14 protein-coding genes are annotated in these 17,225 nt (G+C 70.2%); 2 read left to right on the top strand and 12 right to left on the bottom strand.

The annotated features are described in order from the left end of the window. Window positions 1-106: 106 nt before the first annotated feature. The 3 genes from HMPREF2883_RS08635 to ilvA all read right to left on the bottom strand — a co-directional run bounded on the left by HMPREF2883_RS08635 (window position 107) and on the right by ilvA (window position 4,506). The gene (locus tag HMPREF2883_RS08635; protein ID WP_070661099.1) at window positions 107-2,032 is read right to left on the bottom strand and encodes an ABC-ATPase domain-containing protein; all 1,926 of its coding nucleotides are present in this window, start codon (window positions 2,030-2,032) and stop codon (window positions 107-109) included. 143 nt (window positions 2,033-2,175) lie between these two features. After that, window positions 2,176-2,730, bottom strand: a complete 555-nt coding sequence (locus tag HMPREF2883_RS08630) for an NADPH-dependent FMN reductase (protein WP_003787469.1) — start codon at window positions 2,728-2,730, stop codon at window positions 2,176-2,178. A 210-nt stretch (window positions 2,731-2,940) separates the two neighbouring features. Beyond that, on the bottom strand, window positions 2,941-4,506 hold the full coding sequence (ilvA, locus tag HMPREF2883_RS08625) for a threonine ammonia-lyase, biosynthetic (protein WP_070661095.1): 1,566 nt from the start codon (window positions 4,504-4,506) through the stop codon (window positions 2,941-2,943). Between the two features lie 173 nt (window positions 4,507-4,679). Between ilvA and HMPREF2883_RS08620 the strand changes: the two genes are divergently transcribed. Next, entirely contained in the window at window positions 4,680-5,003 is a 324-nt protein-coding gene (locus tag HMPREF2883_RS08620) for a helix-turn-helix domain-containing protein (RefSeq protein ID WP_070661093.1), read from the top strand. A 156-nt stretch (window positions 5,004-5,159) separates the two neighbouring features. Beyond that, on the top strand, window positions 5,160-5,693 hold the full coding sequence (locus HMPREF2883_RS08615) for a DUF4242 domain-containing protein (protein WP_070661091.1): 534 nt from the start codon (window positions 5,160-5,162) through the stop codon (window positions 5,691-5,693). Between the two features lie 158 nt (window positions 5,694-5,851). Here HMPREF2883_RS08615 and HMPREF2883_RS08610 read toward each other — a convergent pair whose 3' ends face one another. From HMPREF2883_RS08610 to HMPREF2883_RS08575, 9 genes are all read right to left on the bottom strand, one after another. Beyond that, window positions 5,852-7,597, bottom strand: a complete 1,746-nt coding sequence (locus HMPREF2883_RS08610; RefSeq protein WP_256277399.1) for an ABC transporter permease subunit — start codon at window positions 7,595-7,597, stop codon at window positions 5,852-5,854. After that, on the bottom strand, window positions 7,594-9,150 hold the full coding sequence (locus HMPREF2883_RS08605) for an ABC transporter substrate-binding protein (protein ID WP_070661088.1): 1,557 nt from the start codon (window positions 9,148-9,150) through the stop codon (window positions 7,594-7,596). The genes HMPREF2883_RS08610 and HMPREF2883_RS08605 overlap by 4 nt, the downstream gene beginning before the upstream one ends. Window positions 9,151-9,198: 48 nt before the next feature. Further along, window positions 9,199-10,137 (bottom strand): ABC transporter ATP-binding protein, encoded by a 939-nt coding sequence (locus HMPREF2883_RS08600; protein WP_070661085.1) that lies wholly within the window; start codon window positions 10,135-10,137, stop codon window positions 9,199-9,201. After that, entirely contained in the window at window positions 10,134-10,985 is an 852-nt protein-coding gene (locus HMPREF2883_RS08595) for an ATP-binding cassette domain-containing protein (protein ID WP_070661082.1), read from the bottom strand. The genes HMPREF2883_RS08600 and HMPREF2883_RS08595 overlap by 4 nt, the downstream gene beginning before the upstream one ends. Before the next feature lie 80 nt (window positions 10,986-11,065). After that, on the bottom strand, window positions 11,066-12,952 hold the full coding sequence (gene ilvD, locus HMPREF2883_RS08590; protein ID WP_070661079.1) for a dihydroxy-acid dehydratase: 1,887 nt from the start codon (window positions 12,950-12,952) through the stop codon (window positions 11,066-11,068). Between the two features lie 419 nt (window positions 12,953-13,371). After that, window positions 13,372-14,442: an ATP-binding protein gene (locus HMPREF2883_RS08585; RefSeq protein WP_081384625.1), complete on the bottom strand. Its 1,071-nt coding sequence runs from the start codon at window positions 14,440-14,442 to the stop codon at window positions 13,372-13,374. Beyond that, entirely contained in the window at window positions 14,439-14,876 is a 438-nt protein-coding gene (locus HMPREF2883_RS14230) for an AlbA family DNA-binding domain-containing protein (protein WP_081384624.1), read from the bottom strand. The genes HMPREF2883_RS08585 and HMPREF2883_RS14230 overlap by 4 nt, the downstream gene beginning before the upstream one ends. A 113-nt stretch (window positions 14,877-14,989) precedes the next feature. Further along, window positions 14,990-15,502, bottom strand: a complete 513-nt coding sequence (locus tag HMPREF2883_RS08580; protein ID WP_343283841.1) for a YjdF family protein — start codon at window positions 15,500-15,502, stop codon at window positions 14,990-14,992. Between the two features lie 1,149 nt (window positions 15,503-16,651). After that, a complete protein-coding gene (locus HMPREF2883_RS08575; RefSeq protein WP_070661075.1) occupies window positions 16,652-17,059 on the bottom strand; it encodes an FKBP-type peptidyl-prolyl cis-trans isomerase in 408 nt (135 codons plus the stop codon). Window positions 17,060-17,225: the final 166 nt, after the last annotated feature.

Here is a 17,225-nt window from a genome sequence, read left to right as displayed (position 1 = left end):
GACCGAATCTTCATAAACGACGCGGCTCCGGGTCGATTCTGAAGTTCTGGTCGAAGTGTGTGCGGGCGGGAGGGCGGATGGGGGCCGGCGGCCAGGGCTGGCCTCGTCAGTCCCCGCTCCGCCGGCCGGCCAGCTCGAGCTTGCGGTAGCGGCTGACGGCCGCGGCGACGTCGACCATGCGGGGCCGCACGAGGAAGGCGGGCCGCTCGCGCTCGTCGGTCAGGGCGTCCAGGCCCTCCTCATCGAGCAGGGCCTCGAGGTCGTCCAGGCACTCGCGCAGTGGGGAGACCCCGTCGAAGCGTTGCTCCAGCAGGGCGCGCAGGGCGTAGGCGATGGCCTCGGCCTGACCCGGGTCGGAGACGCCTCCGACGTCGGAGATGTCGATGTCCTCCCGGTCCAGGATGAGGGTGGAGGTGCCGTGGGCGCGGGTGCGCACCGGCCCCCGGCGGGTGCGCGGCGGGGCGGGCTCGGGGACGCGCTGCCGAGGCTCGGCGAAGTCCTCCAGGCCGGTCAGGGGCCGGGGCTGGTCGGCGACGACCCGGCGGGCCTGCTCGGTGACGTCGCGCAGGTGGTAGGCGTCCATGAGCAGGACCCGGTCGGCCACGTCCAGGTAGTCCCCGGAGCCGCCCATGACCATGACCGTGGAGACGCCCCGCCGGCGGAACAGCGCGGTGATGCGGTCCACCAGGGGCGTGATGGGTTCGCGCTCGGCGGCCACGAGCGCGCGCATGCGCGAGTCGCGGATGAGCAGGTTCGTGGCGGAGGTGTCCTCGTCCAGCAGCAGCGTCGTGGCGCCGGCCTCGACGGCCTCGATGATGGAGGCGGCCTGGGAGGTGGATCCCGAGGCGTTGCGGGTGGTGAAGGAGGCGGTGTCGCGCCCGGCCGGCAGGTGGGAGATGAAGGGGGTCAGGTCGACGCCGGTCACGGCGCGCCCGTCGGCGGCCCGCACCTTGACGGCGTCGGGGACCGTGGCGACGAGCTCGCGCCCGTCCCCGGGGACGTGCGGGTAGACGCCGCGCTCGATGGCGCTCAGCAGCGTGGACTTGCCGTGGTAGCCGCCTCCGACGATGACGTTGACGCCCGCCTCGACGACGGTGCCGTGCACTGTCCCGGCGTGCGGGAGCTCCACCGTGGCGGCCATGGACTCGGGGGCCTGGAGGGGAACACCGCCGTCCAGGGGATCGTCGCTCACCCCGGAGCGGCGCGGCAGGACGGAGCCGTCGGCGAGGAAGGCCACCCAGCCGTTGCGGGCCACCGTCGCGGTCAGGGCCCGGTGGTCCTCAAGGGTGGCGACGTGGCGCACGAGCCGGTCGCCCCGCTCGCCGGTGAGGTCCATGGCCTCCTCCAGCTCGCGCACGAGGTCGCGCCCCACGATCCGGGAGGCCTCGTGGCCCTGGATGGAGCGGCCCTGGGCGGGCAGAGCCAGGCGGGCGCGGACCTCCAGCACCCAACCGGTCCCCTCCTTCTTCTCGTCGGGGCGCAGGATGATGCTGGAGCGCTGCAGGATCTCCTGGCCCGGGGAGGCGATGGACAGCGCCGTGCCGCGGAAGCCCGCGTGCAGCTCGCGGGTGAGGAAGTCGCCCACGGTCAGGCGGCGGTCTGTGTCGGCCAGCAGGTCGGCCTCGTCGAGCAGTTCTAGGCCGTGCAGGTCGGTAGGCACGTCCACGTGGATGCGCGTGGGCGGGGCGTAGGGGTCGGACTGGACGCGGTCAATGTGCAGGAACCAGCCTGCGGGCGCCCGGTAGCGTCCGACGATCGCCTTGTAGGCGGCGTAGGAGCGTCCGTCGAGGGCGTGGAGGTGGCCGACGAGGTCTGCCAGGAGGCCGTCGCGGGGCTCGTCATCGTAGACGCGGCGCGAGCGGCCGCGCTCGCCATCCCGGTAACCGCGGTCTCCGCCCCGGCCGCCACCGGAGCCGCCTCGGTAACCACGGTCTCCGCCCCGGCCGCCACCGGAGCCGCCTCGGTAGCCGCGGTCGCCGTATCCGCCCCTGTCGTCCCGGCGGGAACCGCCTCGCTCGCTGCGCTCAGTCATGGGGAAACCCTACCCACCCGCCATACCGCTCCCGCCAGCCCCGGCACGAACGACGTCGCCGCCGCGGCACCCGCAGGTACCGCCGACGGCGACGTAGTGGACTGGCGTCCTCCGGCTCAGCCGAACGACCGAGCTCGACGTCCTCAGCGCAGGGAGGCCAGGGCATCGGAGTGGGCGACGACGTCGCGCACCATGGCCGGGACCTCGGCGTCGTGGAATGCGGCCGGCGAGAAGGCGCCGTCGGCGAAGTCGGTGTTGAGCGACAGGAACACGTTGGAGGCCACAACGGTGGCACCCATGCCCTGGAGGATCTGCTGGAGGTGGCTGACGGCGCGGATGCCGACGCTGTAGGAGTAGCCGACCACGCCCACGCCCTTGTTGGCCACGGCGCCGGGCTGGAGGAAGTCGATGGCGTTCTTCAGGGCGCCGGGGATGGAGAAGTTGTACTCGGGGGTGACGAAGATCAGCGCGTCGAAGGACTTGAGGGCCTCATCGAAGGCGGCGCCGGCCGGGTCGCTGGGGACGGCCATGCGCGGGGGGATCTCCTCGGCGAACAGGGGCAGGTTGAAGGAGGCGATGTCGACGATCTCGGCCTCAACGCCCTCGATCTCGTTGGCCTGGTCGACCACCCACTGGGCGATGGTGCCACCCACGCGGTTGGGGCGGACGGAACCGACGACGACGGCAAGACGGGTCATGTGTTTCTCCTGGTTGAGATGAGCCGGGGCGGGGTCAGCGTCAGGCGAAGACTCCTTTGGTGCACCCGGCCGCGACAATTGATTTACCAACAACCTTATGGGAGTCCCAACAGAAAGAGCGACCCCTTATTGCATGATACCTGCCACAACACACTCCACCCGTGTGCGTCTTTCCGGAGAGGGCGGACGGCGCCGCGAACTCGTCACGGATTATCGGGCCAGGAAGAAGCGGAAGGCGGGGTCGGCGGTCTCCTCGTTATAGGAGTAGCCGAGGCGGTCCATGTGCTCGGTCAGCTCGACGTCGTCGGGCCCAGCCGCGAAGGCGCACAGGATGCGGCCGTAGTCGGCACCGTCGGTGCGATAGTGGAACAGGGTGATGTTCCAGCGGGTCCCCAGCACCTGAAGGAAGTGGGCCAGCGCCCCGGGCGACTCGGGGAAGAGGAAGGAGAAGAGGCGCTCGGGCACGCCCGGGGTGGCGCGCCCGCCGATCATGGAGCGCACGTGGACCTTGGCGAGCTCGTCGTCGGTGAGGTCGATGACCTCGTAGCCGGCCTCCTCCAGGTCCGCCACAATCTCGGCGCGCTCCTGGCTGCGGGCGGTGCGCACGCCCACGAAGATGCGGGCGGGGTCGGTGGCGGCGCGGGCCGCGGAGAGACGGTAGTTGAACTCGGTGACCGAGCGGGCCCCCAGGACCGAGGCGAAGCGCAGGAAGGAGCCCTGCTCCTCGGGGATGGTGACCCCGAGAATGGCCTCGCGCTGCTCACCGATCTCGCTGCGCTCGGAGATGTAGCGCAGCTGATGGAAGTTGAGGTTGGCGCCGGACAGGACGAAGGCGAGGCGCTCGCCGGACAGGTGATGCTCGGCGACATAGCGCTTGAGACCCGCCAGGGCCAGGGCGCCGGAGGGCTCGGAGATGGCGCGCACGTCGTCGAAGATGTCGCGCACGGCGGCGGAGGTCTCATCGGAGGAGACGGTGACGACGTCGTCGAGCAGGGCCCGGCACATGCGGAAGGTCTCCTCGCCGATACGGCGCACGGCCACCCCTTCGGCGAACAGGCCCACGTGGTGCAGGGTGATGGGCTCCCCGCCCAGCAGGGCGGCCTTGAGGCAGGCCGACTCCTCGTGCTCAACGCCGATGACCTTGATTCCGGGCATGAGCTGCTTGATGAGGACGGCGACGCCGGCCGCCAGCCCGCCGCCGCCCACGGGTACGAAGACGCGGTCGAGGTGGGCGTCCTGCTGGATGAGCTCCAAGCCGATGGTGCCCTGGCCGGCGATGACACGGGGGTCGTCGAAGGGGGCGATGTAGGACAGTCCCTCGACCTCGGCCAGACGGGTGGCCTCGGCCTTGGCGGCGTCGAAGTTGTCCCCGTGGAGGCGGACCTCGCCGCCCAGGGCGCGAACGGCGTCAACCTTGATCTGGGGGGTGACGGTGGGCATGACGATGATGGCGCTCATCCCCAGCAGGGCGGCGGAGCGGGCCACCCCCTGGGCGTGGTTGCCGGCCGAGGCGGTGACGACGCCGCGCTCGCGCTCGGCCGGGCTCAGGGAGCGCATGGCGTTGTAGGCGCCGCGGATCTTGAAGGAGTGGACGGTCTGGAGGTCCTCGCGCTTGACCTCGACGGTGTTGCCCAGGCGGGCCGACAGGGCAGGCATCTCCTGCAGGGGCGTGTGCTCGGCCGCCTCGTAGACGGGGGCCTTGAGGATCTCCCGCAGGTAGCGGGCGCTGTCCCAGGCCGGGGTTCCGTTGCTGCTGACGCTGTCGAGCTCATTCACGAGTGACAGCGTAACGGGCGGGCCGCCCGGCTCAAGCCGGCGGTGGTGCACGCACGTGTTGGGCACAATGCGCATGAGCACCAGTACGCTGGATTCCTCTGTATAAGTAAGGGAGCCGAAGACGAAGAGGCTGAGGCCAGTCGGCACGCTGAAGAGAAGAACGGGAGAAGATCATGAGCACCGCCACAAACAGCTCCACCATCACCACCTCGTGGGAGCAGATCAGGCAGGAGTCGCTGGCCGCCATGACCGAGGCCGAGCGAGCCGAGTACAACCGGGCTGCTATCGAGACCGAGGCCCGCCTCCAACTTGCCGAGCTGGTTTACAACGCACGTGCGGCCGCAGGAATCTCCCAGACAGAGCTGGCCCGACGCGCAGGAACACGTCAGTCCGTCATCTCTGCGATTGAAAACGGCGCTCAAGCGCCCGGTGGCGTCATGCTCGCACGTATCGCTCACGCCCTCGGCGGGACTCTCGGGATTCACGTCGCCGCCTAATACATACGTCATGCTCCCACCTCCTCATCGGGTCTCACGATGCTGCGCCATACGATGTGTCCGCAGAGCGAGCATGTCATCAGTTCACCGGAGCCGGCGGGAATAATTCGGGCGTACCGCAAGGTTGGTATGCACACCCTACGGAAAGGAGCCGCCATGTCGCTCCAGCTCTTCGAGCTCGTCCCCACCGCCCCGTCGCGCGAGGCCGCTGAGGCCCTCATCGCGCAGGTCTCCCAGGCCGTTGAGGCCGCCGGCGCCTCCGTCCTGGAGTCGCAGGTCACCGCCAGCCACGAACGTATCTTCACCATCGTCGAGCTCGCCTCCGACGACGTCGCCGGCCTGACCGAGGCCGTCCGGTCCGCTGCGGCCGACGCCGAGGTCACCGGCCCCGACGAGGTCCGCCTCGTGGGCGCCGACCTGGAGGACGTGCGCGCCCTGGCCCGCAAGGCCGACTACCTCGTGGAGTGGGACATCCCCGAGGAGATCTCCATGGAGACCTACCTGGCGCGTAAGAAGGCCAACTCCCCCAAGTACGCCCAGGTGCCGGAGGTGAGCTTCCTGCGCACCTACGTGCGTGAGGACACGGTCAAGTGCCTGTGCTTCTACGACGCCCCCGACGAGGAGGCCGTGGTGCGCGCCCGTGAGGCCGTCTCCACCCCGATCGACCGCCTCCACGCCCTGGAGGGCTGAGGTCCCGATCCGCCGACGAGGCGGGCGCCACCCCATTGCGCGGTTGGCGCCCGCCTCGTTGTCTGTGCCCGACGGCGCAGCCCTCGCGCCCGGCCCGGGCCGGGCCGGAGCCGGGCCGCTGCCGCCGGGCCCTAAACGTCTCAGCGGCTCCTGCGGTCTCAGCGCCGCATGCTGCGGGAGGCGGCCACCGACGTGATCGACAGGACCACAAGGGCGCCGGCGGGCGTGGCCACGGCCCAGGGGGCCCGCTCGATGTAGGGCAGCGCGTCGGACAGGACCAGCCCCCACTCCGGTGCGGGGCTCTGGGCGCCCAGGCCGAGGAACCCCAGGGCCGCCAGGGCCAAGGCCTTGCCAGGCAGCCTCAGGGCCGCGTGGCGCGCCAGGGGGCCGACGACGGCGGGCAGGACCCGGGTCAGGGTGATCCGCACGCGTCCCTCCCCCAGGACCGGGGCGAGAAGGACGTCGGGGCGCTGCCGGTTCTCGGCGACGAGCCCGGCGGCGTGGGAGGCCAGGGGCGCCCAGCCGACACCGGCCACGGCGATGGCGGCACCCGTGGCGCTGGGCCCGGAGACGCCGGCGACGATGAGCCCGGCCAGGATCGGCGGGGCGGCGTTGGCGACCTCAATGAACCCCGTGGCCGCCCGCGGCGCCAGCCCCACCAGCATGGCGATGACGAAGCACACCACCGTGACGATGACGGCGCCACTCACGGTGGACACGGCCCCGTGAGCCACCCGCGCCAGCACGTCGCGCCCGAGCGAGTCAGCGCCCAGCGGGAGGGCGGCGCTGGGAGCTGCGAGCTTGTCCGCGACGACGGCGTAGGGGTCGCGCCGGATCCCGACGGCCACCATGAGGGTCAGCAGGGCGGCGCCGCTGACGGCGATGACGCGGGCGGCCCGCCCCGGGTGCTCCACCGGGGGCGGTGCCGTCAGCCCGCCTGCCCCGGCGGCCCGCCCCATGAGGAGGTGTCGGGCCGCTCCGGCGATGACGCCGGTGGTCAGTGCCAGGGCGAGCAGCAGCAGGATCTGGGCCTGGAGCGCCGGCACGTCCTGGGCGGAGGCGGCGTCCAGGAGCTCGCGGCCCAGCCCGGGGATGGCGAAGATCTTCTCCACGGCGACCGCGCCGCCGGTCAGGGCGACGACGACGAGCGCCACCTGCCCGGTCAGTGGTGCCAGGGCCCGCCGCAGGACGGCCCCGGCCAGGGTCCGACCGCGGATGCCGGCGGTGGACCAGGTGGCCACCCAGCGTTCGGAGAAGGTGGCGGTGACGGCGTCGGAGACGAGTCCGCCGAGGTAGCCGCCGGTGGGCAGGCCCAGGCTGAGGGCCGGCATGATGACCTTCTCGGGGCTGCCCCACCCGAAGGGCGGCAGGATCCTGAGGTAGACGGCCAGGACGAGCATGAGGATCGGGGCCAGGAGGTACTCGGGCAGGGAGATGAGGACCGCGGAGGCGGCTCCGCCGCGGGGCCGGGGGCGTCCTCGCAGCCCGTCTCGTAGGGCGGGCAGGACCAGGGCGGCGGCCACGATGACTCCGACGCCGAGCGCGGCGGCCATGAGGCTCAGGGAGACCCCGAAGGCGTCGACGGCGTCTGGTCCGACGTCGGCCCCCGAGACCCAGGAGCGGCCCAGGTCGCCGCGGGCCACCCCGGCCAGCCAGTGCCCGATGACGTGGAGGGGACCGCCGTCGATCCCGATGCTCTTGCGGATGGAGTCCAGGACCTCCGGCGTGGGCTCCCGGTCGGAGGAGGTGGCGCGCAGGATCGTCAGGGCCGGGTCCTTGCCCGAGAGCCAGGGCAGCATGCCCACCAGGCCCACGAGGCAGGCCAGGGCGAGCAGGCGTGAGACGGCGGTGACGAGGTCGCCCGTGCGCAGGCGCCCAGCGAGCCGGGTGAGCACGCCGTTCACTTCTTCACGGTCGTGGCCGAGGTGATGAGGGCGCGCTCGTCCGGGTCGCGCTGGGCACCGGTGACCCTGGCGGCCTCACCCTGGATGACGCGCTCGTGGGCGAGCGGGATGGCGGCGCCGGTAGCGAGAATGGCCTGCTCGGCGACCATGATGGCCTTGCGGCGCTCGTCGCCGGGTTCCGCGGCCGCGGCCTTGGAGATGGCGGCGTCGACCTTCTCATCGTGCAGGCCGCTCATGGAGTAGGAGCCGGAGGAGGAGAAGTCGGCGGTCATGTAGGCGACGGCATCGCCGGAGTCCTGGACGGTGGAGCGCGACACGAGGACGGCGTGGAACTTTCCGGCCAGGGCCTCGGACTCGATCTGGTTGTACTCGCGCACGTCCTGGGTGACCTTGAAACCGGCGGCCTCGAGCTGCTGGGCCAGGAGGGGGACCATCTCACCGAGCTCGGGGCGGTCGGTGTAGGAGGCCAGGGTGATGGCGGTGCCGGCGGGGACGGTCCCGGCGGCGGTGGCGCCGGGGACCTTACCGGTGGCGGCCGCGCCGGAGGCTCCGGGGTAGGTCTCCTTCTTCCAGGCACGCAGCTCGGCGGCCCAGGGCACGGCCGGCCCCAAGAGTCCGACGGGAGAGTCGGCGTGCCCCTCGAAGACGGTCTTGATGAGAGCGGCGGGGTCGACGGCGTTGCGGGCGGCGGCGCGCAGGGCGGGGTCGGCGAAGGGGCCGGAGCGGGTGTTGAGGTAGAGGGTGGAGGTGCGCGGGGTGGCCACCTCGTGGAGGAGGTTCTTGTCGATGTTGCCGACCTGGGCGACGGGGACGGCTTCGACGATGTCGGCGGTGTCGGTGCGCAGGGCGTTGGCGCGGGCGGCGCCGTCGGGCACGTAGGTGACGTCGATGCCGGGGGCGGCGGCCTTTGTGCCCCAGTACGTGTCGTTGCGCTCCAGGGTGGCGCCGGAGGAGCCGTTGGCCTGCTTGAGGATGAAGGCGCCGGTGCCGTGGCCGACAGGGTCGATGGCGCCGTCGGAGGAGCCGGGGTAGGCGGCCGGGGACAGAATGACGAGCTGGGGGCTGGACAAGCGCTGCGGCATGAGGGGGTCGGGGGCCGCGGTGGTCACGAGGAGGTCCTTGCCGTCGGCCTTCGCCGTGAGCTGGATCCCGTCCAGGACGCGCGGCGGCTTGGCGGCGGTGGCGGCGAAGGTGAGGGCGGCGGCCGCGTTCTCGGCGCTCAGGGCGGTGCCGTCGTGGAAGGTGACGCCCTCACGCAGGGTGAGGCGCCAGGTGGTCTCGCCCTCACGCTTCCAGGAGGTGGCGAGCAGCTCCTGGGCGTCGCCGTCGGCGTTGAGCGCGGTGAGGCTCTCGGCGCAGGACCAGCGAACGAGCTTGGAGCCGTCGTTGGTGAGCGGGTTGAGCTTGCTCTCGGGGGCGTGGAACATGGCCAGGCGGATGCGGCCGTCGCCCGACGAGCTGCGTGAGCAGGAGGCGACGGCGGCGGCGCCGGCTCCGACGCCGAGGGCGGCGAGGACCTGGCGGCGGGTGACGGCGGGGGCGGGCGTGGACATGGATGCTCCTTCGGGCCTGGGTCGGGGTGTCAGCTGTCGGGGAGGTCGTCAGTCGGTGGCAGTGGTCGGCAGGGTGGGGACGGCGTCGCGCAGGGCGCGGGTGGCCGGGTGGGCGGGTCGCGTGAGGAGGCGGCGCATGGGGGCGTCCTCGACGATGGCGCCGCCATCCATGACCAGGGCCCGCTGGCAGACGCGGCCGACGGCGGCCAGGTCGTGCGACACCACCAGCAGGGCTGGGGCGGGCCGGGCGCAGTAGCCAGCTGGGGCGGGCCGGGCGCAGTAACCAACCGGGGCGGGCCGGGCGCCGGAGGCAGCCGGGGCGGGCTCAGCCTCACCACTCGCGCCGGCCTTGGCGTCGGGCTCCTCCTCGCTTGTGCCAGCTTCGGAGTCGGCCTCGATGGCGGCGAGCAGGTCGAGGGTCTGGCGGCGCAGGGCGGGGTCGAGCCCGGAGACCGGCTCGTCGAGCAGGAGGTAGCGCGGGGCCAGGGCCAGGGCCCGGGCGATGGAGACTCGCTGCGCCTGGCCGCCGGAGATCTCGTGGGGCCGGCTCTCCCAGATTTCGCGGCGAATGTCGAGCCTCTCCAGCACCTGCCGAGCCCGTGCATCGGCGTCATCGCGATGACGCACTGCCCCCAGGGTGCGCAGCGGGGTGCTCACCTGCGCCAGCACCGAGCGGCGCGGGTGGAGGGTGGCGGCGGCGTCCTGGGGCACGTACTGCACCGCCCGCCGGAAGGCCCGCAGCGCTCGGGCGCCGCCTCGGCGCACGGGCTCGCCGTCGAGCAGGATCTCGCCGGCGTCTTCCGGTCCCGGGGAGTCGAGCAGCAGCAGGGCGCGCAGCAGCGTCGTCTTGCCGCATCCCGAGCGTCCGATGAGGGCCACGTTCTCCCCCGGCTCCAGGCGCAGGTCCACGCCGTGCAGCACCTCGCGCCACTCGCCGCCCGCCCCCGGGTGGGAGCGCCTCAGGCCATGGGTCTCAAACCCGCTCATGCGACGGCTCCCGCTGCGGCCAGGGCCCCGTCGATGGTCTCCTCGGCGCTGGCCTCGCACATGGCGGCCGTGACCGGGTGCTCGGGGCGGGTCAGGACGGAGCAGGTGTCCCCCGACTCGATGATGGCGCCGTCGTGGAGGACGGCGATGTTCTCGCAGGTGGCGGCGGCGGGCAGGTCGTGGGTGATGAGGAGCAGGGCGGGGGCCTCGGGCAGGCTGGTCAGGGAGGTCAGGAGCCTGAGGATCTCGGCTCGAGCGACGACGTCGAGGGCGGTGGTGGGCTCGTCGGCGATGATGAGGACGGGTTCGGCGGCCAGAGCCAGGGCCAGGCTGATGCGTTGGCGCTGGCCTCCGGAGAGGCGCCCGGGGACACGGTCGGCGAAGGACTCGTCGAGCCCGACGGCGTAGAGGTAGTCGGAGGCGCGCTGGCGGGCCTCGTCCCGGGTGCGTCCGGCGGCCTGGGAGGCCAGGGCGATCTGGCGGCCGACCGCGATGAGCGGGTGCAGGGCGGTGGAGTGGTCCTGTGCGACCAGCGCGATGCGGCTGCCCCGGGGACGGCGGGCGGCGGGCAGCCCCAGCAGGTTGACGCTGCTGGCCTCGCCTCCTGGGGCGGAGCTCGCGCGCGAGTCGCTGCCTGCGTCGGCGTCATCGAGCTCAACGGTCAGGGAGCCGTTGACCTCCAGCGAGGCCGGGAGGGTGCCCGCGAGCGCGGCGCAGGTGAGAGACTTGCCCGCCCCGGAGGCGCCGACCAGGGCGGTCCGGCTTGCGGGGGCGAGGCGGAGCGCGACGCCGTTGACCAGCGTCGTGCCTCCGGAGCGCACCACCAGCGATCTGAGAACGATTGTCACATGCAAACTCTAGGCGTGAGTGACAGCGATCTTCAATTTGCAGTTGGTCAACCCGGGCCGGCCCCTCCGGCCCTGTCGGGCTACTTGATCCCGAGGCGCTTGAGGTCGCGCACGGCGCCCAGGTCGGCGCTGGTGGCGAGCATCGCGTAGGCGCGCAGCGCCGCGGAGACCTTGCGGGGGCGGTCCACGTGCGGGGTCCAGGCGGCCTCGCCGCGGGCCTCCTCCTCGGCGCGGCGGCGCTCGATCTCCTCACCGCTCAGGCGCACGGAGATGGCGCGGCGCGGGATGTCGATGTCGATGATGTCGCCGCTGCGCACCAGGCCGATGAGCCCGCCGGCCGCGGCCTCCGGGGAGACGTGGCCGATGCTCAGCCCGGAGGTGCCCCCGGAGAAGCGCCCGTCGGTGAGCAGGGCACACTCCTTGCCCAGGTGCATGGACTTGATGTAGGTGGTCGGATAGAGCATCTCCTGCATGCCGGGGCCGCCGCGAGGTCCCTCGTGGCTGATGATGACGACGTCGCCGGCCTTCACCTGCTTGCCGAGGATCCCGGCCACGGCGTCCTCCTGGGACTCGAAGACGACGGCGGGCCCGGAGAAGGTCAGGATCGACTCGTCCACGCCGGCGGTCTTGACGATACATCCCTTCTCGGCGATGTTGCCGAAGAGGACGGCCAGGCCGCCGTCGGCGGAGTAGGCGTGCTCGATGTCGCGGATGCAGCCGGCGGCGCGGTCGGTGTCGAGGGACTCCCAGCGGGAGGCCTGGGAGAACATCTCGGTGGTGCGCACGCCTGCGGGGGCGGCGAGGTAGCCGGTGCGGATCTCCTCGCTGACCTGGGAGCCGGGGACGCCGTCGGGGCCGGGGCGGGCGATGTCGTAGGCGGCGAGCTCCTCGCCCAGGGTGGTGCGCAGGACGTTGGGGGTGGTGGTCTCCAGCAGCCCACCGCGGTCGAGCTCGCCGAGGATGCCGAGGATGCCGCCGGCGCGGTGGACATCCTCGATGTGGTAGAGGTGCGTTGACGGCGCGACCTTGACCAGGTGGGGGACCTTGCGCGAGAGGCGGTCGATGTCGGCCATGGTGAAGTCGACCTCGGCCTCCTGGGCGGCGGCCAGCAGGTGCAGGACGGTGTTGGTGGAGCCGCCCATGGCGATATCCAGGCTCATGGCGTTCTCGAAGGCGGCCTTGGTGGCGATGGAGCGCGGCAGGACGGAGTCGTCGTCGTGCTCGTAGTAGGCCCGGGTGATCTCGACGATCTGGTGGCCGACGCGCTTGAAGAGCTCGCCGCGGTCGGCGTGGGTGGCCAGCAGGGTGCCGTTCATGGGCAGGGCCAGGCCAAGGGCCTCGGTGAGGCAGTTCATGGAGTTGGCGGTGAACATGCCCGAGCAGGAGCCGCAGGTGGGGCAGGCCAGGCGCTCGATGGCGTTGATGGTCTCGTCGGTGACGGTGGGGTCGGCGGCGTCCATCATGGCGTCGATGAGGTCGAGCTTGCGGGTGGTGCCGTCGGCGGCGGTCATCTTGCCCGACTCCATGGGGCCGCCGGAGATGAAGATGGTCGGGATGTTGAGGCGCATGGCGGCCATGAGCATGCCGGGGGTGATCTTGTCGCAGTTGGAGATGCATACGAGGGCGTCGGCGCAGTGGGCACTGACCATGTACTCCACGGAGTCGGCGATGAGGTCGCGGCTGGGCAGGGAGTAGAGCATGCCGTCGTGGCCCATGGCGATGCCGTCGTCGACGGCGATGGTGTTGAACTCCTTGGCCAGGCCGCCGGCGGCCTCGATCTCGGTGGCCACGAGGCGCCCGACGTCGCGCAGGCCCACGTGCCCGGGGACGAACTGGGTGAAGGAGTTCGCGATGGCGATGATCGGTTTGCCGAAGTCGGAGTCCTTGACGCCGGTGGCACGCCACAGTGCACGGGCGCCCGCCATGTTGCGGCCGTGGGTGGAGGTGGCGCTGCGGTACTGCGGCATGAGTGGCTCCTTCTCGGGCAGACGGACTGGAACGGCGTCGCTAGGAGCCGGCCTCAGGGGGATGGCCAGCGCTTCACGACGCCGTGTTGCCATAGCGTAGCCCTCGTTGGCTCCGGGCGCCGCTCCGCTTCCTGTCCCTGAGACGCGCTGAGACGCACCAAGGCCGCCCCGGCGCGGTCGTGGGCCGTCGGCCCACGCCCCTGGAGGGCCGCCCTCACCGCCGCGATTTGCGGAACAGCGGGCTTGCGTCATCGGCCGCGGTGACGGCGCTTGGCCCGCTGACGACGTCGAGCCCACGATCGGCCGTCTCCGGTCTCCTCCCGACGAGAGGCCGGTCAAGCATCAGTCAAGCAACAACTCGGCCCGCTAGCGCCATCTTGCCGGCGCCTCGCTCACTCTCCACGGTCTTCAGTCAAGCATCAGTCAAGCAAATGATTGGGCTCTCTCAGACGAGGAGATGCCCAGAAGGGCACGTACCGACGAGCCTTCGTGCCCGCATCAGGGTCATAGACGACAACGAGCCCCTCGTCAATACTCTCCTTGATGAAGCGCGAGACCTGTGATGCATTACGAGTCTCGATACCGAAGCGCTCACGCACCGAAGTGTTCGTCATTGGCTGCTGATTGACGTAACGCAGACAGGCATGGAGGTAAATGGCGTTTGTTCTGTCTTCCGGATCCATAGTGGACAGCGGACGGGCCCCTAGAAGGGTCACTCGCGTCGCAGCTTCCTCAACCTTCACCCGAGGGGCGGGCAGGAGAGCCCGCTCCGTGGCGTCGATAACCTTGTCCCAGCCACTGCCCCTCTCCTCACAGATCCCGAACAAACGCATGAGCCTCGCAACACGTTCGTTGCGAGACACCGGCGCCGAGTCCACGAACCTCCGATAGTTGGTCACGGGTCGACCAGGGTTCGAGATCTCGATACGGTCAGTGAACACCTCAACCATCGGCCCCGCCCCATGAACTGACAGATCCTGGTGAACGAGTGCGTTTGCAACAAGCTCGCGCACAGCGATCTCGGGATACTCAGTCCGTTCACGGCGAAGACCATCCACAATTTCTTCCCGCACAGGAACGGATCGAACCACCTCCGCAATAACACTTTGAAAGGCCGCCGCATAGCCACGATTGTCGCCGTACTCCCGCACAGTCTGCATCCTCCCCAAACCATCGTAGACCACAACCCTGACGGCCTTTCGATCAAGGCGGGGAAACTCTCTTAGATCCCGAGCCAGCAAGAGTCCTCCAACGTTAGAGATAGCCCACCCTCTCACCACTGATTGACTGACAATCCCATGCTTCATCAGTGCATCGAGGAGCTCCGCGCGGTTCTCAGGAAGTGGCTGCCCAAGGAGTTCGAAGTAGGCAGGATAGTCGATCAACTCAAGGAGTTCGCTCTCGTCGAGATCCTGTAAAGCATCCTCCCCCTCGAAGGACTTATCGTTGAGGGCAGCCCATAACCGTTTCTCCAAGTCAGGCTCGTTCACAAGCCTCTTACAGTATACCTCCGGATAAATGCCTCTCTCCGGAAGGTAGTCGGACTCTCACCTGCTGCAGGAACCTCCATAACAACGACGCGAGCCCCGTCAATCTCAGCCTCACCCACCTGGATATCAAGACGCGGATGGATGTACCGACTCAGCCGCGGCAAAAGATCCTCATTGCCTTTTCCCTTAGCTGTCAGCGGATCGAAATTCGTCCCAACCACATGGAGAGCGTCGTCTCGAACACCCCACACAAGATATCCATTGGCCTCACCACGAAGGGTCGCACCGTTCGACAACGCCGAGATCCGTTGTCCGATCATCTCCGGGTCGGTGTTATTCTCCTTGTACTCAACAATCTCCGACTCTGGCCCCAGGGACAGGATCCGTCGCACCAGCCGACCCCAGTCACGCTCGACCGAATTACGCATCGTCATGGTCGGAGTCTACTCGGGAGCATCTTTGACGACCCGGCGCGGTCGTGGGCCGCCGTCCCACGCCCCTGGAGGGCCGCCCTCACTGCCGCGATTTGCGGAACAGCGGGCTTGCGTCATCGGCCGCGGTGACGGCGCTTGGCCCGCTGACGACGTCGAGCCCAGTCCTCATCCGCCTTCTGGCGACGACGTCGACTCCGGTCACGGGAGGCACGGGCCTCGGTCTCCTCACGGGCGGCGGCCAGGGCGGCCTGCGCGGCGGTGGATGGGCGCGTCCGGGCCGCCTCCTTGGCGGCCTGCCGGGCAGCGCGCTTGGGGTTGGGGCGACGAGCCGACGATGAGCCCGCCGGCCAGGAGGCCGATACCGCAGGAGACTCTGCGGCGCGGTCAATGAGCTCACCGCTGCGGGCCAGGAGGAAGTCGTAGAGCTCGACGTCGGTGGGCTCGGCCCCGAAGACGTGCCGCGCAGCCCGCACAGTGCCTACCTGATCATTCGAGTCAGCTCCACGACAGCGTTCGTGAAGCTCAAGAACACCGACCCAGAAGCGGCCATCGAAGTAGAGAGTGAACTGGGCCGAGATACTGGCGGGGACGCCGGCCTGGTGGTCCGAGGCGGGCATGTGCGACATGGGGAGGGCTCCTTCGGGTGCGAGTGATCGCACCCGGCGCAGCAGGAGTCCCCGTGACAACCGATAAGCGGCGTCCCCGGGGTGACGAACGCCTGGTTGTCGTTCGCCCACGACAAGGTCTGGGCGGGTCCGGGGCCTGCGGTCCCGACGGCGTCATCCGGACTTCCTCCGGACCGTGCAGTTCGTGCTACCGGGTGTGGCGCGAGCGCGCCGCCCCCAGGTTATCGCAGCGATCGCAGCCCCGGGGTACCGTATACCGACGCGCGTTCGCACTGTAGGGCGCCAAGTCGTACCTTGGGGTGCTGTGCTGGCTCCTCACTTGTGAGGCAACGAGTGTCATGACTTCTGAGACACTCACTCAGACAAGATTCCGGGATGGTGCTGGTCGTCCTGGGGGCGACGATAAGCCGAGGGAAGAGGCCTGACGGCTTGCCGGTGTCCATGGTGCTGACATCACAGGCGCACCGGCGCCGCACGTCGAAGAAGAACCGCAGGATTCCAACGGTTTTCGCTGGGTGCTTTGGCGGCAGGATCGTTGATGTCAGCGCTGTGGACACCGGGCCGCGCGGGAGTGAGTCCGGGGTTCTTGGTGGTAGAGCCCGGCGCTGCCGCGGTGTGGAACCACCGCCACAGCTGCCTCCGACCCTGTGTCGTCTGCCGCGCCCAGCCCCCGCCATCTGGGTCCCATCACACGTCACCAACGTCATGACCTCAAACATCGAGCTCTATCTGGCGCCCGCGCGAAGGCCCGCAGGCCATGGTTCAACGCCGACCCCGCCCGCACCGAGCCGGCTCCGCCCCGCTCCTGCCCCGAGTCGGTCTACTCCACGAGGGTCGGGATCCACTGAACACGGGTTGTGCGTACTGCACGAAAGCCCCACCTACCCGAAGTACCCCCACCCCTCCTCCAGTAGCACCCCACCCTCGTGCAGTACATCCAGACGACACCGGGCAGCCACCACAGTGACCGGGCCGGCCCTCTCCGACAAGGCGAGCAACAACTCTCACGCCTCGGAAACCCACCCCACCGGTGTCTTGAGATGCCAAGACATCCGAAACTCCCAGAAGTCATGAGACAACACAGGGGTTCAGGGTACGAACCGGAGACCTACCCTGCGTTCGTACGGTCGGTGGCTCGGTGAGCCCGGCTCATATGACGCCGAGGATCTCCGTGACGAAGACGAGGGTGTCGCCGCCGCGGATACCGGCCTGCGGGACGCCGCGGTCGCCGTAGCCCAGCTCGGAGGGGATGGACAGCAGCAGGCGCGAGCCCACGCGCTGGCCCACGAGGGCGTCGTCCCAGCCGCGGATGACCATGCCGACGCCGACCTGGAAGTTCAGTGGTTGGCCGCGGTCGTAGGAGTTGTCGAAGACGTTGCCGCCCCAGATCTGGCCCAGGTAGTTGGCCACGATCGTGTCGCCGGCCTCGACCACCTGGCCGTCGCCGGCGTCGAGCACCTGGACCTGGAGCCCCTCGGGGGCCTCGGTCCCGGGGAAGGTGAGCGTGGGCTTGGTACCCTTGGCGCCCTCGACGGAGGGCATGTTGGTGTTGATCATGCGGCGAGCCTACGTGAGGCCCCCGGTTCGACGCCGCAGCGGGCCTCGGCCCAGCGCGAACCCAGCGAGCGGGTCAGGCAGTGGCAGGCACGGGAACAGGCCCGAAGCCACCGAGTACACGGCTGGGGCCGGAACGCATCAGATGCGTCCCGGCCCCAGCCGAGGT

The organism is Actinomyces sp. HMSC075C01 (assembly GCF_001812965.1).
Taxonomy (GTDB): Bacteria; Actinomycetota; Actinomycetes; order Actinomycetales; family Actinomycetaceae; genus Actinomyces; species Actinomyces acetigenes.
The sequence above is the reverse complement of the archived record's forward strand: the minus strand, read 5'-3'. Positions and strand labels throughout refer to the sequence as shown.

What these genes read in the sequence shown, in the direction of transcription:
- HMPREF2883_RS08580 (WP_343283841.1), bottom strand. Translation starts at nt 15,502, where the DNA reads ATGTCGCACATGCCCGCCTCGGACCACCAGGCCGGCGTCCCCGCCAGT.
- HMPREF2883_RS08600 (WP_070661085.1), bottom strand. Translation starts at nt 10,137, where the DNA reads ATGAGCGGGTTTGAGACCCATGGCCTGAGGCGCTCCCACCCGGGGGCG.
- HMPREF2883_RS08575 (WP_070661075.1), bottom strand. Translation starts at nt 17,059, where the DNA reads ATGATCAACACCAACATGCCCTCCGTCGAGGGCGCCAAGGGTACCAAG.
- HMPREF2883_RS08615 (WP_070661091.1), top strand. Translation starts at nt 5,160, where the DNA reads ATGTCGCTCCAGCTCTTCGAGCTCGTCCCCACCGCCCCGTCGCGCGAG.
- HMPREF2883_RS14230 (WP_081384624.1), bottom strand. Translation starts at nt 14,876, where the DNA reads ATGACGATGCGTAATTCGGTCGAGCGTGACTGGGGTCGGCTGGTGCGA.
- HMPREF2883_RS08620 (WP_070661093.1), top strand. Translation starts at nt 4,680, where the DNA reads ATGAGCACCGCCACAAACAGCTCCACCATCACCACCTCGTGGGAGCAG.
- HMPREF2883_RS08630 (WP_003787469.1), bottom strand. Translation starts at nt 2,730, where the DNA reads ATGACCCGTCTTGCCGTCGTCGTCGGTTCCGTCCGCCCCAACCGCGTG.
- HMPREF2883_RS08605 (WP_070661088.1), bottom strand. Translation starts at nt 9,150, where the DNA reads ATGTCCACGCCCGCCCCCGCCGTCACCCGCCGCCAGGTCCTCGCCGCC.
- HMPREF2883_RS08635 (WP_070661099.1), bottom strand. Translation starts at nt 2,032, where the DNA reads ATGACTGAGCGCAGCGAGCGAGGCGGTTCCCGCCGGGACGACAGGGGC.
- ilvD (WP_070661079.1), bottom strand. Translation starts at nt 12,952, where the DNA reads ATGCCGCAGTACCGCAGCGCCACCTCCACCCACGGCCGCAACATGGCG.